Origin of the sequence: Lentzea nigeriaca (assembly GCF_016907955.1) — a bacterium.
GTDB classification, from domain to species: domain Bacteria; phylum Actinomycetota; class Actinomycetes; order Mycobacteriales; family Pseudonocardiaceae; genus Lentzea; species Lentzea nigeriaca.
Genome location: NZ_JAFBCX010000006.1, coordinates 193,720 through 208,202, shown reverse-complemented (window position 1 = coordinate 208,202; position 14,483 = coordinate 193,720). Strand labels below are relative to the sequence as shown.

16 protein-coding genes are annotated in these 14,483 nt (G+C 69.3%); 9 read left to right on the top strand and 7 right to left on the bottom strand.

Going from position 1 to position 14,483, the window contains the following annotated elements:
* Position 1 precedes the first annotated feature (1 nt).
* Entirely contained in the window at positions 2 to 949 is a 948-nt protein-coding gene (locus JOD27_RS46710) for a M56 family metallopeptidase (RefSeq protein ID WP_204764199.1), read from the bottom strand.
* Positions 946 to 1,308 (bottom strand): BlaI/MecI/CopY family transcriptional regulator, encoded by a 363-nt coding sequence (locus JOD27_RS22320; RefSeq protein WP_204764198.1) that lies wholly within the window; start codon positions 1,306 to 1,308, stop codon positions 946 to 948. The genes JOD27_RS46710 and JOD27_RS22320 overlap by 4 nt, the downstream gene beginning before the upstream one ends.
* 160 nt (positions 1,309 to 1,468) lie before the next feature.
* On the opposite strand from JOD27_RS22320, the gene JOD27_RS22315 reads away from it, so the two are divergent.
* A complete protein-coding gene (locus JOD27_RS22315) occupies positions 1,469 to 2,443 on the top strand; it encodes a hypothetical protein (protein ID WP_204764197.1) in 975 nt (324 codons plus the stop codon).
* Here the strand turns inward: JOD27_RS22315 and JOD27_RS22310 are convergent.
* The 5 genes from JOD27_RS22310 to JOD27_RS22290 form a co-directional block, all read right to left on the bottom strand.
* Positions 2,440 to 3,390, bottom strand: a complete 951-nt coding sequence (locus JOD27_RS22310; RefSeq protein WP_204764196.1) for a DUF3152 domain-containing protein — start codon at positions 3,388 to 3,390, stop codon at positions 2,440 to 2,442. The two genes, JOD27_RS22315 and JOD27_RS22310, sit on opposite strands and share 4 nt — an antisense overlap.
* Entirely contained in the window at positions 3,387 to 4,313 is a 927-nt protein-coding gene (locus JOD27_RS22305) for a M56 family metallopeptidase (protein WP_204764195.1), read from the bottom strand. The genes JOD27_RS22310 and JOD27_RS22305 overlap by 4 nt, the downstream gene beginning before the upstream one ends.
* Positions 4,310 to 4,672 (bottom strand): BlaI/MecI/CopY family transcriptional regulator, encoded by a 363-nt coding sequence (locus tag JOD27_RS22300; RefSeq protein WP_204764194.1) that lies wholly within the window; start codon positions 4,670 to 4,672, stop codon positions 4,310 to 4,312. The genes JOD27_RS22305 and JOD27_RS22300 overlap by 4 nt, the downstream gene beginning before the upstream one ends.
* A 130-nt stretch (positions 4,673 to 4,802) precedes the next feature.
* Positions 4,803 to 5,414, bottom strand: coding sequence for a DUF305 domain-containing protein (locus JOD27_RS22295; protein WP_204764193.1), 612 nt, complete (start codon positions 5,412 to 5,414; stop codon positions 4,803 to 4,805).
* Positions 5,415 to 5,470: 56 nt separating this feature from the next.
* Complete coding sequence (locus JOD27_RS22290; RefSeq protein WP_204764192.1) at positions 5,471 to 5,845, bottom strand: DUF6153 family protein; 375 nt, start codon at positions 5,843 to 5,845, stop codon at positions 5,471 to 5,473.
* A 169-nt stretch (positions 5,846 to 6,014) separates the two neighbouring features.
* Here JOD27_RS22290 and JOD27_RS22285 point away from each other — a divergent pair, with 169 nt between their 5' ends.
* From JOD27_RS22285 to kdpB, 8 genes are all read left to right on the top strand, one after another.
* Positions 6,015 to 6,983 carry an NlpC/P60 family protein gene (locus JOD27_RS22285; RefSeq protein ID WP_307830267.1) on the top strand — a complete coding sequence of 323 codons (969 nt, stop codon included), beginning with the start codon at positions 6,015 to 6,017 and terminating at the stop codon, positions 6,981 to 6,983.
* Between the two features lie 3 nt (positions 6,984 to 6,986).
* The gene (locus tag JOD27_RS22280) at positions 6,987 to 7,721 is read left to right on the top strand and encodes a M23 family metallopeptidase (RefSeq protein WP_307830266.1); all 735 of its coding nucleotides are present in this window, start codon (positions 6,987 to 6,989) and stop codon (positions 7,719 to 7,721) included.
* Between the two features lie 33 nt (positions 7,722 to 7,754).
* Positions 7,755 to 8,255, top strand: a complete 501-nt coding sequence (locus JOD27_RS22275; RefSeq protein WP_204764191.1) for a DUF4396 domain-containing protein — start codon at positions 7,755 to 7,757, stop codon at positions 8,253 to 8,255.
* 102 nt (positions 8,256 to 8,357) lie between these two features.
* Positions 8,358 to 9,758, top strand: a complete 1,401-nt coding sequence (locus tag JOD27_RS22270; protein WP_204764190.1) for a DHA2 family efflux MFS transporter permease subunit — start codon at positions 8,358 to 8,360, stop codon at positions 9,756 to 9,758.
* 36 nt (positions 9,759 to 9,794) lie between these two features.
* Complete coding sequence (locus JOD27_RS22265; RefSeq protein ID WP_204764189.1) at positions 9,795 to 10,373, top strand: TetR/AcrR family transcriptional regulator; 579 nt, start codon at positions 9,795 to 9,797, stop codon at positions 10,371 to 10,373.
* Positions 10,374 to 10,689: 316 nt separating this feature from the next.
* A complete protein-coding gene (kdpF, locus tag JOD27_RS22260; RefSeq protein WP_146353588.1) occupies positions 10,690 to 10,791 on the top strand; it encodes a K(+)-transporting ATPase subunit F in 102 nt (33 codons plus the stop codon).
* A complete protein-coding gene (gene kdpA, locus JOD27_RS22255) occupies positions 10,791 to 12,413 on the top strand; it encodes a potassium-transporting ATPase subunit KdpA (protein WP_204764188.1) in 1,623 nt (540 codons plus the stop codon). Before kdpF ends, kdpA begins: the two co-directional genes overlap by 1 nt.
* The gene (gene kdpB / locus JOD27_RS22250; protein WP_204764187.1) at positions 12,410 to 14,482 is read left to right on the top strand and encodes a potassium-transporting ATPase subunit KdpB; all 2,073 of its coding nucleotides are present in this window, start codon (positions 12,410 to 12,412) and stop codon (positions 14,480 to 14,482) included. The genes kdpA and kdpB overlap by 4 nt, the downstream gene beginning before the upstream one ends.
* Position 14,483: the final 1 nt, after the last annotated feature.

Below are 14,483 nucleotides of genomic sequence, written 5' to 3'. Positions count from 1 at the left end.
CTCAGGCGATCGAGCAGAACACCGTCGATGTCACAGCGAACAAACCGAGTCCCACCGCGGCCGGCAGCGCTGGTGCCGTGACCGCCGTGGCGACCAGTGCGCCCACGCGCAGCCACGGCTTCGGGCGTGACGCGCGTGCCAGCCGGTCGAGCCGCTGCTCGACCCCGTTGTCCGCCATGCCGAGCGCCCCGGCCGGCGCGGCACCGCTCGTCACCCGCAGCAGGGCGGAGTGCACGGCTTCCGCGCCGTGGGCAGCGGCGGCGGCCGAGTCCGCCGCCATCTCGACGAGCACCCGGACCGCCGCGGGTGCCTGCCGCATCAGCGGAACGAACGGCATCGCCCACGCCGCCGCGTCGGCGAGTCCGGTCAGGACGTGGTGACGACCACGCAGGTGGGCGCGTTCATGGGCGAGTACGGCAGCCACCTGCTGGTCCGACAGGTGCTCCGTGAGTCCTGTGGTGGCCACGACGAACGACGGCCGCCCGGCGACGCTGTACGCGAGCGGCTGGTCGTGGTCGAGCCACATGAGCGGCTCCTGACCGGTGGCACGCCTGGCCGCGATCCGGAGCAGGCTCAACTGTCTCCTGTGGACCTTCAGCGCGTCCGACCGGCGCCGGAAGACGGCCAGTCCGAGCCTCGCGAGCGCGGCGGCGATCAGCAGGGTGCCGACGGTGCCGAGCACGTCGTCCAGTGCGGGAACGCTGCCGTGCGTCACCGCCGACCAGCACTCGTGAATCCGGTCGACCACCCACCTGGCCGGTCCGTGGCCGGGAACGAGGAGGAGCACGACTCCGCCCAGTGCCGTCAGCAGCACGCTCACACCGGTGGCGAACCACCACGTGATCAACACGGCCGGAGCGACCTGGCTGGTGGTCAGGCGGTGCAGGAAACGCGGTGCCGCGAACCCGACGACCACGGCGCCCACCAGGAGCGCGAAGGCGAGGATCACTGGTCGCCCGCAGTGTCGCCGAGGGCCCGTCGCAGCACCTCGGACTCGCGGGGCGAGACCGACCGCGCGAACCTCAGCAGCACCGACTCCGGATCCTCCGCCGAGTCCAGCAGTTCCCGCAACGCGTGGGCCACCGAGTCCTCCCTGCTCCTCGTGGCGAGGTAGCGGTAGGCCCTGCCGTCCAGTTCACGGGAGACCCAGCCTTTGCGGTGGAGGTTGTCCAGAACCGTCATCACGGTGGTGTAGGCGAGCTTGCGCCTGGTGCTGAGAGCGTCCAGCACGTCGCGCACCCGCTGCGGACTCGGGTCGAGCCACAGCACTTCCATCACGGCTGTCTCCAGCTCTCCGAGTCCCTGCATCGCACGCCTCCCTTGCGACGGTCGCCGCCGTCACCGCCCATTATCTACTACTCGGCTACGTAGATGTTCGGCTTGGGTCAGTCTTGACGCGTGTACCCCTGGTGGGTATATCTACATACCCCTACACCGTATCCGTACCTCGGTGGGAGCTGAGGAAGTCATGCGCCATCGCGACCTGGTCACAGGGATCCTCGGGATTTGGCTGGTGGCCGCCGTGCTCGGCGACGGCTGGGCGCACTTCAACGTGCCCGAACTGGAGAGCTTCTTCACGCCGTGGCACGGCGTGCTCTACGCGGCGTTGGCGACGACCGCCGCCTGGATGGGTCTGCTGGTCTGGCGCACCCGCCAACCCGGTCGGCCTGTGTTCGGCGGCCTGCCGCGTGGCTATGCGGGCGGGGTGCTCGGTGTGATCGTGTTCGGCGTCGGTGGCGTCGCCGACCTGCTGTGGCACGAGTTCTTCGGCATCGAGGTCGCGGTGGACGCGCTGGTCAGCCCCAGTCACCTGCTGCTCGGGGCCGGCGGGTTGCTGATCCTCGGCACCCCGCTGAGGGCGCAGGGCGTGCTGCGGGAGGACCGGCCGTGGACACCCACCGCGGTGCTGTCACTGGTGCTGTCCACAGCGCTGGTCGCGTTCTTCCTGCTCTACACCTCGCCGTTCCCGATGCCGGCCGTCGTCGAGGCGTTCGTTCCCACGCCGGAGGGTTCGCCCGGTCACCTGGAGGCCGAGCTGCCGGTGGTCGCCGGGCTCGGCGGGTACCTGCTCACGACGGTGCTGTTCACCGTTCCGCTGCTGCTGATCCTGCGCGGCGGCCGGCGGCTCCCAGGGGTGGCGACGGTGCTCGTCGCTCCCGTGGCTCTGCTGTCCGTCGCCGTCGTCGGGTTCCCCACCACGTCTCTTGTCGGTGCGGCAGGCGCCGCGGCGGGCGCCGTCGTCGCGGACCTCGTGCTCGCGCGGATACCTGACGGGTTCCTGCCGGTCGCCGCTGGTGGTGTGGCGGTGCTCGTGTGGGCGGGCCAGCTCACCGGGCTCGCGATCAGCGACGCCGTGCGGTGGCCGGTCTCGCTGTGGTCCGGGGTCGTCGTGCTCGGCGGATTCACCGCCGCGGCGCTGGGGTTCCTCGCGAAACGGTCCTAGCGTGCGCCGGTCGGGAAGGGCCAGGCGTTGGGACGGCACACCTTGCCGTCGGCCTTGACCCGATCGGTGCCCAGCGCGGCGAGGTAGTCGTTCGACACACCCCAGCTCTGTTGCATCATCACCGGCGCCAGGGCCCCGGACTCCTGGCACGGCCGGTGTTCGTACCCGATGCCGTGACCGACCTCGTGGTTGATGACGTACTGCTTGTACTCGACGAGCGCGCCCTGGTACGACACCGCGCCGCGCACCCACCGGGCGACGTTGATCGTCACCCGGTTCTCCGTGGAGCTGAAGCACGACCCCTCGAACTGGATCTGCCAGCCGCACAGCTTGCGCGTGGTCATCTGCGACGTCAGGCTGATCCGCAGGTCGGGCTTGCCGGAGTCGACGCGCTGGAAGCCGTGCTTGCCGTTTCCGATCCAGCCGCGCGGATCGCGCAGGATGGTGTCCACATCGGACGCGAAGCCGGCAACCCCTCCGACGACCTGGACGCCCTCCTCGACCTCGACCGTGTACTTCACGACGTTCGTGCCGGTCGTCGGCGCACCGCTTCCCGGCACGACCGCCCACCTCTTCGCGCCCTCGACGGTGAAGTCGCCACCCGGCGGCAGCTCGGCCGAGGCCATCGCCGCGTTGTAGAGCTGCGGATCGGGGTTGGGCAGCTGGTTCGGGCTGGCATGACCGGCTGCGTCGTGCGGGCCCGCGCTCGTGCTCGCCGGCGGGGCGTCGGGCTGAGCGGTCTGCTGTGACCTGGCCGCCTCGCGCACGGCGAACCCGGTCAGACCGAGCAGCATCAGTGTCACGACAACGGAGGTCGCCAGCGTCCGCCGGGTGCGCGGGCGGGACTTGCGCCGGTGGTGACCTGCCGGATCGAGGCGCGCCACGAGCGGCTCGTCGGCGGCAAGCCGTTCCGCGGACGTCGGACGGCCTCGAAGAGACGGCTTCACGGGCAGACCACCAGCATCAGGGCCGTCAACGCGCCGGCGGCCGCGGCGGCGGGCAGGACCATGGCCGTGGCACCCGCGAGGCCGCACGAGAGCAGTCGCCGCATCGTGCTCGGGGTGCTCTGCCGCTGCTGCAGGCGCGCCAGCCTCGTCTCCACCGCGTCCCTGCTCATCGCCAGGGCCGGGCCGGGCGCACCGTGGCCGGCCACCCTCAGCAACGCCACTCGCACGGTCTCGGCGCCGTGCGCGCGCACCGCGGCGGTGTCGGCCGCCATCTCGACGAACTCGCGCACCGCGATCGCCGCCCGTTTGAACAGCGGCAGGAACGGCAGGGTGGCGGCGACGACGTCGCCGATGGTCACCAGCAGGTGGTGGCGTCCGTCGAGGTGGGCCCGCTCGTGCGTGAGCACGGCCTCGACCTGCGCCGGGGTCAGGTGGCGGTGCAGGCCGTCCGTGGCGACGACGACGCCCGGCTTGCCCGCGAGGCTGAACGCCAGCGGCCGGTCGTGTTCCAGCCAGAGCGTCGGGTGCGGGCCCGCCTCGCGACGCGCCGCGACGCGCAGGACGTCCATGTGCCGCCGACCCTCCTGGGCCCGTTGCCGCGCGGTGCGGCGGCCCACCACGGCGACCCGGACGAGCAGGGCCGTCAGCAGGGCCACGCCCGTCGCGCCGCTGACCGCCTCGATCGCCGGGGTGGTGCCGTGCTGCAGCGCGTTCCAGCAGTGGTGGAACGCCGCCACGACGCCGAGCCCGTGGTCGGGGACGACCAGCAGGAACATCGCGCCGGCCGCCGTGGCGACCACGGCGACGACGGACACCAGCCAGGCGACCAGCGCCACCACCGGGTCCGCGAGCCGCACCAGCCGGCGTGGTGCCAGCCAGCCGACGAGGGCGGCTCCTGCGAGCAGCGCGAGGGCCACGGTCATTTCTTCGAGGCCTTCCTCCGCAACGCTTTGCGCAGCAGGTCGGACTCCTCCTCGGAGGCCGTCTGAGCGAAGTGCAGGAGCGCGGCCCTCGGGTCGCCGGAGGCGCTCAGCACCTCGCGCACCGCGTTGGCAGCGGCCTCGGCGCGGGTCACCGTCGCGGCGTACAGGTAGGCCTTGCCGTCGCGCTCGCGGGTGAGCCAGTTCTTGCGGTGGAGGTTGTCCATCACCGTCATCACGGTGGTGTAGGCGAGGTCCTTGCCGGTGTCCAGGCGTTCGAGCACCTGACGCACCCGCAGCGGCTCACCGGCGTGCCACAGCACGTCCATCACCGCTGCTTCCAGTTCACCCAGTCCGCGCATCGCCCACCCTTTCCGCAGGCCCAGGGTACGCGATGACCGTTCCGGAACCTCTTACCAAGATCCATAGTAGAACGCTGAGGCGGGTGGGGGACTCGGGTCCCGCAGAGTCCCCCACCCGCCGCTCACCGGGTCAGGCCGCCTTCAGCAGGCCCTGCATCTCGGTGATCTCCTTCTGCTGGGCGTCGATGATGTCCTGGGCCATCTTCTTGGCGTCGGCGTTGCTGCCCTTCTGCAGCTCGGTCTTCGCCATCGCGACCGCACCCTCGTGGTGCTTGATCATCATTTCGAGCCACATCTTGTCGAACGCGGCGCCCTTGGACTGCTCGAGCATCTTCATGTCGTCGGCGCTCATCATCCCGGACATGCCGGGCATCGAGCCGTGGTCCATACCGGGCATCGAGGTGGACGCGCCCCACTCCTTCAGCCACCCGTTCATCTTCTGGATCTCGGGGTCCTGCGCGCCCTCGACCCGCTTCGCGAGGTCGAGCACCTTCGCGTTGGTGCTGCGCGACGGCACGAGCTTCGCCATGTCCAGTGCCTGCTGGTGGTGGGGCACCATGCCCTGCGCGAACGTGACGTCGTCGGCGTTGTTGCCCGCCGCCTTGCCGCTGCCCGTCGCCGCGGGCGCGGTGGAGGACGAGCTGTGGTCCATGCCCTTCATGTCGTTCCCGCTGCCGCATCCGGCGACGAGCGCCACGACGGCGGCTCCGGCGGCGGCGATCCCGATCAAGGACTTCTTCATGCTCCGTGTTCCTTCTCTGTGCTTTGTGGACTGTGATCGAGGGGGAACGCGGTGGATCACAACCTCAGCACGTTGATGGAGCTGAGCAACGCGCGGCCGCCGAGGGGCGGCGGGTGGCCGGGTGCGCGTGGCCACGCCGACGATCCCCTGGTGTGACCGGCGTTCTCGGGCGTCGAGCGCACCAGCAACCAGGCCAGCAGGAGCAGCGACACGATCGCGCAGAGCACCGCGACGCACAGATGCAGCATGTCGTGCGCGGGCGAGGAGGGAGTGGGCTCCTCCGGTGTTTGCTCGTGTTGTGCGGTCACAGGCGCCATGTCGTGGCCCGAGGCCATGTCGCCGCTGGTGGCGACGTGATGCATGCCGACGACGCCCAGGAACAGCACGCACAGCAGCAGCCACTGCGCGACTGTGCGGCTCGTCCCGGTCATTCCACTACCGTACCTAGTAGATCCCATCACTGCGGTCTACGGGTGGGTGGCCCGGATCGGTTCAATTCTGCGCGCTCTACTAATCCCGATAGTAGACAATCATGGTTATGTTCCCGTAACTTGCGCTGACGTGATGTCCCAGCGAAGCAGGCACGGTTTTCGAGGTGCGGTGGCGGCTGCCACGGCTCTGACGCTGGCAGGCGCGACCCTGGGTCCCGCCGCGGCGCAGCCGGCGGCCGATCCCGTCAAGCAGTACGAGGAGCTGAGCGGGCAGGCGGAGAAGCTCAACGACGAGGTTCTGCAGGCACAGGAGAACCTGGCCGCGAAACAGGGCGAGCTCGACCGGGCGTCCGGTGACCTGAACCAGGCCCGGCAGGCCGAGGAGCAGCTGCGCGGCCGGGTCGACGTGCTGACCGAGTCGACCTTCCAGGGTGCGCGGTTCAGTCAGCTGTCCGCGATGCTCGTCAGCGACTCCCAGCAGGACTTCCTCAACCGGATGTCCGCACTCCGGCTCCTGGCCGCGGACAACGCCGAGGCGCTCGGCACGCTGGCCGCGGCGGTGGCGAAGGCCGACGACGCACGGCAGCGCGCACAGCAGGCGACGAACGAGGCCGCCAAGCACACGGACGAGCTCAAGCAGCGCAAATCCGACCTCGACGGGCGCGTCGGCGAGCTGCGCAAGGCGGTGAACAAGCTCACCTCGGCGCAGAAGTCGTCGCTGGGAATGGGGCAGGTCAAGGACACCGGCACCTACCTCGGCCCGCCCGGCGCGGCCAACACGGCGTTGCAGGCGGCGCTGTCGAAGCGGGGTTCCCAGTACCAGTGGGGTGGGAACGGGCCGAACGCCTTCGACTGCTCCGGCCTCACGAAGTGGGCGTACTCGACGGCCGGTGTCACGATCCCGCGCGTGGCGGTCGACCAGTACCGCGTCGGCAGGCCGGTGGGGCAGAACGAACTCCTGCCCGGTGACCTGGTGTTCTACGACGACGGCACCGGCAATCCCGCGGCGATCCACCACGTGGCCATGTACGTGGGCGAAGGCAAGATGGTGGACGCGCCGACCGAGGGCCAGCTCGTCGACGTCCGCCCGATCCGCGGCGACGGGCACTACATCGGCGCACGCCGGATCGTCGGCTGACCAGTGCCGAAGCACGCCGCGGCCGCCCGCCCGCGGCTGTCCGCCCACCTCGTCATCGCCGGTGTCGCCGCAGGGGCGACGATCTCGGCTTTCCAGTTCGGCACGCAGGTCCCGGACGTGCACGCCGGTGTGCAGCCGGCGGCCACCCGGTCCGGCCTGGGTGGGGACAACACCGCCCCGACCCTGTTGCTGACCGGTGCACCGGCGCACGACGAGGTGGAACAGCTCAGGAAGAGCATGCTCCTGGCCGACCGGAAAGAAGTCGAAGCGCAGGCCCGGCGCAAGGCGGAGTACGAAGCCGAGCAGGTGCGGAAGACCAAGGTGGTCGCTCCCACCGTGGGCACGATCACGTCCAACTACGGTCCACGCTGGGGAACGACGCACTACGGCCTCGACATCGCCAACCGGATCGGCACGCCAGTCGTGTCCACGATGGACGGTGTGGTGCTCGAAGCCGGGCCTGCCGGCGGTTTCGGGCTCTGGGTTCGAGTGCGGCACACCGACGGGACCACCGCGATCTACGGTCACATCAACAGCTACGCCGTGCGGGAAGGTCAGCAGGTGACGGCCGGCCAGGTCATCGCGCAGATGGGCAACCGCGGCATCTCGACCGGCTCGCACCTGCACTTCGAGCTGTGGGACCAGGCAGGACGCAAACTCGACCCGCTGGCGTGGCTGCGGAGTAAAGGGGTGCGGATGGAACGAAGTGTCGAACGGCTTGATACGGGTACCCCCTAGGGGTATGGTTCGATGCGAACTGGAGGAGGAATCATGAACCACGGCGCCGCACCCGCGAGCCTGACCCGACTGGCCATCTCCGCCACGCTGCACTGCCTCACGGGCTGTGCGATCGGCGAGGTCCTCGGAATGATCATCGGTACCGCGCTGGGCTGGTCGAACCTCGCCATGGTCGTGCTCTCCATCGTGCTCGCGTTCTTCTTCGGGTACTCGCTGACCATCCGGCCGGTCCTCAGGTCGGGCGTCGCGCTGAAGGCCGCGATCGGCGTCGCCTTCGCGGCCGACACGTTGTCCATCACCGTGATGGAGATCGTCGACAACGGCGTCATGCTCGTCGTGCCCGGTGCGATGGAGGCGGGGCTCACCAACTGGCTCTTCTGGGCGAGCCTCGCGTTCTCCCTGGTCGTCGCGTTCGTCGCGACCGTGCCGGTCAACCGTTGGCTGATCTCGCGGGGCAAGGGGCACGCGGTGGTGCATCAGTACCACGGCGGGCACGAGGCTCACCCGCACGAAGGCCACCACGACCACCACTGATGCCGTCACCTGACCCCTGCTAACTCGAACACCACTGTTCGACTTATTGCCGAGACTGGCGTACCTTAAGTCGAACAGTGGTGTTCGAGTTAAGGAGTGGGCATGACCGGCGTGGCCGTGCGGACGAACTGGTGGGTGCTGGTGCTGCTGAGCCTGGCGCAGTTCATGGTGATCCTGGACGTGACGGTCGTGAACGTCGCGCTCCCGCGGATGGCGATCGATCTGAGCCTTGACCGCGCGGCGCTGACCTGGGTGATCACCGCCTACACGCTGTGCTTCGGCGGCCTGATGCTGCTCGGCGGCAGGCTCGCCGACACCGTCGGCAGACGCCGGGTCTTCCTGGCGGGGCTGATGGTGTTCACGGCCGCCTCGCTGGCGTCCGGGCTGGCGGGCAGCGCAACGGCGCTGGTGATCTCACGGGCCGCGCAGGGTGCCGGTGCCGCGTTCCTGTCGCCGGCGGCGATGTCGATCCTCACCACCGCCTTCCACGGGCCTGAGCGGAACCGCGCGCTCGGCGTGTGGGCGGCGATCGCGGGGGCCGGCGCGGCCGTGGGTGTGCTGCTGGGCGGTGTGTTCACCGCGGGACCCGGCTGGGAGTGGGTGTTCTTCATCAACGTCCCGGTCGGCGTGCTCGTCGCCGTCCTGCTCCCGCGCCTGGTGCCGTCCGGTCGAAGTGGACAGTCCGTGTCCGGTGTGGACGTTCCGGGCGCGCTGACCGTGGTTCTCGGTGTGGGAGCGCTGATCTACGCATTGGTGCGCGCCGGCGACACGGGCTGGACCGGTGGCAGCACGCCGTGGTTCCTCGCCGGTGCGGCGGTGGTGCTGGCGGTGTTCGTCCTGGTCGAGCGCAGGGCGGCCCGGCCGCTGGTGCCGCCGCCGTTGCTGGGCAGGCGGCCTGTGGTCGCGGGCAATCTGGTGATGCTGGCGGCGTCGGCGTTGCTGCTGGGCGACTTCTTCCTCAACTCCCAGTACCTCCAGCACGTGCTGGGGCTCGACGCGCTGCAGACCGGGCTGATCTTCCTGCCGGTGGCGCTCGTGATCGGGCTCGGCACGCACCTGGGCGTGCGCGTGGTCGGCCGGTTCGGTGGACGTCCCGCCGTCGCGGCCGGGTTCGGTCTCGCCGTCGTCGGTGCGTTGCTGCTGGCCCAGGTGCCCGAGTCCGGAAATGCCGCGCTGGCGGTGCTTCCAGGCTTCCTGATCTCCGGCCTGGGGCTCGGTGCCGCGTTCGTCACGGCCACGACCACCGCGATGGCACACGCCGGCCCGCACGACGCGGGCACCACGTCCGGACTGGTCAACACCGGCCACGAGCTCGGTGCCACGCTCGGTATCGCCTTCGTGTCCACGATCGCCGCGCAGAGCCTGCAGGGCGACGGCGTGACCGGGTTCGGTGCCGCGTTCACGGCGACCGCGGTGGTGGCGGCCGTGGTGGCGATCGGCGCGACCCTGCTCGTGCCCGCCGGTCGCCCGCCCGCGACGGACGGACCGGTGTTCGCGCACTGATTCGCATCATCCTTGGCTGACCGTAGGCTTTCGGTCGTGGCCACCACGGAGACCCGGCGCCGCGCCGACGCCGAACGCAACATCGCCGCCATCCTCGACGCCGCCCTCGTGTCCTTCACCGAGGATCCGCAGGCGAGCATGGCGGCGATCGCGCGTGCCGCCGGCGTCGGCCGGGTCACCCTCTACGCCCACTTCCCGTCCCGCGAGGTGCTGCTGGAAGCCGTGCTGGACCGCACGATCGCCGCGGCCGGTGCGGTGATCGAGAAGGCGACACCGGGTGAAGGCCCTGCCACCGAGGCGTTGCGACGGCTGTTGCGGTCGTCGTGGCACGAGCTGGACCAGCACCGCAAGCTCTTCGACCTGGCCCAGCGCGAGCTCGGAGCCGCTGCGCTGAGGCAACGCCACCGCGAGGTCGTCGACCACGTGGAAGCGCTGCTGGTCCGTGGACAGCAGGAGGGCGTGTTCCGGCGCGACCTGCCGATGACGTGGCTGGTCACGACCGTCTACAGCCTGTTGCACGCGGCGGCGGAGGACGTCAACGCGGGCAGGCTCGCCGCCGAGGAAGCCGCCGGTGTGCTGGAGGCGACCCTGCTCCCGGCCCTCGGGTCGCGCTGATCTCGCAGTCAGGGTCGGCTTTGTTCCGTTCGAGGAGCCTGCGCACGCCGTCGCAGATCACATCCGGTGACCGTTGAATGCCACCTTGGGGTGAGACCCAGCTCGCACGGCATCAAGAACGCGTAAAGGAAGCCGTCCAGGGTGTCAAAAGGCCATCAGACACCCCTGACGTGCGGGTTTTCGCCATGCACGCTTGCGCCCGTCAAGCCACATCGTTGTCGGGAAGGGAGCGCGTCATGGCCGATCTGGCCTACGCGTTGCTGCTGATCGGGAGTTTCGTCGTGCTTGGTCTCACCGTGCGTGGACTGGAGAAGTTGTGAGCGGCACAGGTCTGCTCGCGAACGCCGTCGGCGGCGTGCTCGCGTTGCTGTTGATCGTCTACCTGTTCATCGCTCTCATCAGGCCGGAGAAGTTCTGATGTCACCCACTGTGGCCGGCCTGCTCCAGGTCGGCATCCTCGTCGTGGCCTTGGCGGCGGCCTACCGGCCGCTCGGCGACTACATGGCGCGCGTGTTCAGCGACGCCAAGCACTCCAGGCTGGAGCTGGCGGTCTACCGCATCGGGCGGATCAACCCCGACAGCGAGCAGAAGTGGAGCACCTACGCCTACGGTGTGCTCGGCTTCTCGTTCGTCAGCGTCGTGCTCCTGTATGTGCTGCAACGCATCCAGTCCTGGCTGCCGTTCAGCTTCGACCGCGGCACCATCCCGCCGGGTATGGCGTTCAACACCGCGGTCAGCTTCGTGACGAACACGAACTGGCAGTCGTACGTGCCGGAAACCGTCATGGGCCACACGGTCCAGATGGTCGGCCTGACCGTGCAGAACTTCGTGTCCGCCGCGGTCGGACTGGCCGTCGCGGTCGCGTTGGTGCGCGGGTTCGTCCGGCACCAGACGGATCGCCTGGGCAACTTCTGGGTCGACCTCACCCGCGGCACGATCCGGATCCTGCTGCCGATCGCGTTCGTGTTCGCGATCGTGCTGATCGCGCTCGGTGTCACGATGAGCCTCAAGTCCGGTGTGGACGTTGACGGCCAGACGATCGCCAACGCGCCGGTCGCGTCGCAGGAAGCCATCAAGGAGCTCGGCACCAACGGTGGCGGTGTCCTCAACGCCAACTCGGCTCACCCGTTCGAGAACCCGAGCGAGTGGACCAACCTGATCGAGATCTTCCTGCTGCTGGTGATCCCGGTGTCGCTGACCCGTACGTTCGGTCAGCTGGTGGGCAACAAGAAGCAGGGTTACGTCCTGCTCAGTGTGATGGGCGTGATCTGGACCGCGATGCTCGGCATCATCTGGGCGGCGGAGGCGAGCGGCCTGCGTCCGCTGGAAGGCAAGGAACTCCGGTTCGGCATCCCTGCCAGCGCGCTGTTCGCGAACTCGACCACCGGCACGTCGACCGGTGCGGTGAACTCGATGCACGACAGCTTCACCGGTCTCGGTGGTGGCGGTGCGATGCTGAACATGTTGTTCGGCGAGATGACGCCGGGCGGTGTCGGCACCGGTCTGTACAGCATCCTGGTGATGGCGATCATCGCGATGTTCCTGGCGGGCCTGATGGTCGGCCGCACGCCGGAGTACCTCGGCAAGAAGCTGGGCCGCAAGGAGGTCACGGCCGCGGCCGTGTCGATTCTGGCTATGCCAACGGTTCTGCTGATCGGCGCGGGGATCGCGGCGATTCTGCCGAGCACTCAAGGCGCGTTGAACAACCCGGGATCGCACGGTCTGTCGGAGATCCTGTACGCCTACGCGTCGGCCTCGAACAACAACGGCTCCGCGTTCGCCGGCATCACGGTGACCAACGACTGGTTCCAGGCTTCACTGGGCGTCTGCATGGCGCTCGGCCGGTTCGTCCCGATCATCGCGGTGCTGGCACTGGCCGGATCCCTTGCGGCGCAGAAGAAGGTGCCGGTCACGGCGGGCACGCTGCCCACCACCGGGCCGCTCTTCGCGAGCCTGCTCACCGGCGCGATCGTCCTGGTCGCCGCGCTGACGTTCGTTCCCGCTCTTGCTCTCGGTCCCATCGCGGAGGCACTGCTGTGACCAGCACACTTCAGCGGACTCCGGAGGAGATCCGCACCCGGCACGCGGAGAACCTGGGCCACCAGGTCGCGTCCGGCGTCTTCAACCCCCGGCAGCTGCTGACGTCGTTCCCGGACGCGCTGCGCAAGTTCGACCCGCGCTACCAGCTGCGCAACCCGGTCATGTTCGTCGTCTGGGTCGGCTCGCTGCTGGTCACGGTGTTCGCCGTGACGGACCCGAGCGTGTTCACCATCGCGGTGGCGGTCTGGTTGTGGTTCACGGTGTTGTTCGCGAACCTCGCCGAGGCCGTCGCGGAAGGCCGGGGCAAGGCCCAGGCCGACTCGTTGCGCAAGACCAAGAAGGACGCCGTCGCGCGCAGGCTGACCGAGGACGGCGTCGAGGAACGCGTGCCCGGCACCGATCTGCGGATCGGCGACCTGGTCGTCGTCGAGGCGGGCGAGGTCATCCCCGGCGACGGTGACGTCGTCGAAGGCATCGCCACCGTGGACGAGTCCGCCATCACCGGTGAGTCCGCGCCGGTGATCCGCGAGTCCGGCGGTGACCGCAGCGCAGTCACGGGCGGCACGACCGTGCTGTCCGACCGGATCGTCGTCAAGATCACGACCAAGCCCGGCGAGACGTTCGTCGACCGGATGATCGCGCTCGTCGAAGGCGCGGAACGGCAGAAGACGCCGAACGAGATCGCGCTGACGATCCTGCTGTCCACGCTGACGATCATCTTCCTGCTCGCGGTCGTGGCGCTGCAGCCGTTCGCGATCTACTCCGGTGGCGAGCAGTCGGTGATCGTGTTGACCGCGCTGCTGGTCTGCCTCATCCCCACGACCATCGGCGCGTTGCTGAGCGCGATCGGCATCGCGGGCATGGACCGGCTGGTGCAGCGCAACGTGCTCGCCACGTCGGGCAAGGCCGTCGAGGCCGCCGGTGACATCGACACGTTGCTGCTGGACAAGACCGGCACGATCACGTGGGGGAACCGCCGCGCCACGGAGTTCATCGCCGCCAACGGCACGGACGAGCGCCGGCTCGCCGAGGCGTGCCGGCTGTCCAGCCTCGCCGACGGCACGCCGGAAGGCCGCAGCATCGTCGAGCTGTGCGTGGAGAAGCACGGCCTGTCCGCCGAACCGACGGACGCGGAGAAGACCGGCGAGTTCGTCCCGTTCACCGCGCAGACCAGGATGAGCGGCATCGACCTGAACGGCCGCAGCATCCGCAAGGGCGCGGCCAGCGGGTTCACCACCTCCGACGAGGTCCAGGCGATCGTCGACAGGATCAGCGAGGACGGTGGCACGCCGCTCGTCGTCGCCGAAGTGAATCATTCTGGGAACGACGAGGTGCTCGGAGTAATCCGGCTGAGTGACGTCGTGAAGCCCGGCATGAAGGAACGCTTCGCCGAGCTGCGCGCGATGGGCATCCGCACGGTCATGGTCACCGGCGACAACCCGTTGACCGCCAAGGCGATCGCGGCCGAGGCGGGCGTGGACGACTTCCTCGCCGAGGCCAAGCCCGAGGACAAGATGGCCCTGATCCGCAAGGAGCAGGAGGGCGGCCGGCTCGTCGCGATGACCGGTGACGGCACCAACGACGCGCCCGCGCTGGCGCAGTCGGACGTCGGCGTCGCGATGAACACCGGCACGTCGGCCGCGAAGGAGGCCGGGAACATGGTCGACCTCGACTCGGACCCGACCAAGCTCATCGAGATCGTGGAGATCGGCAAGCAGCTGCTGATCACCCGTGGTGCGCTGACGACGTTCTCCGTGGCGAACGACCTCGCGAAGTACTTCGCGATCCTGCCCGCGATGTTCGCGGCGATCTACCCGGCGCTGGACAAGCTCAACATCATGCGCCTGGCCACGCCGCAGTCCGCGATCCTGTCCGCGGTGATCTTCAACGCGCTGATCATCGTGGCGCTGATACCGTTGGCGCTCAAGGGTGTTCGCTACCGGCCGTCGAGTGCTTCGGCGCTGCTTCGGCGCAACCTGCTGATCTACGGCCTCGGCGGCATCGTGACGCCGTTCGCCGGGATCTGGCTGATCGACCTGCTCGTGCGACTCATCCCCGGGATCGGCTGAC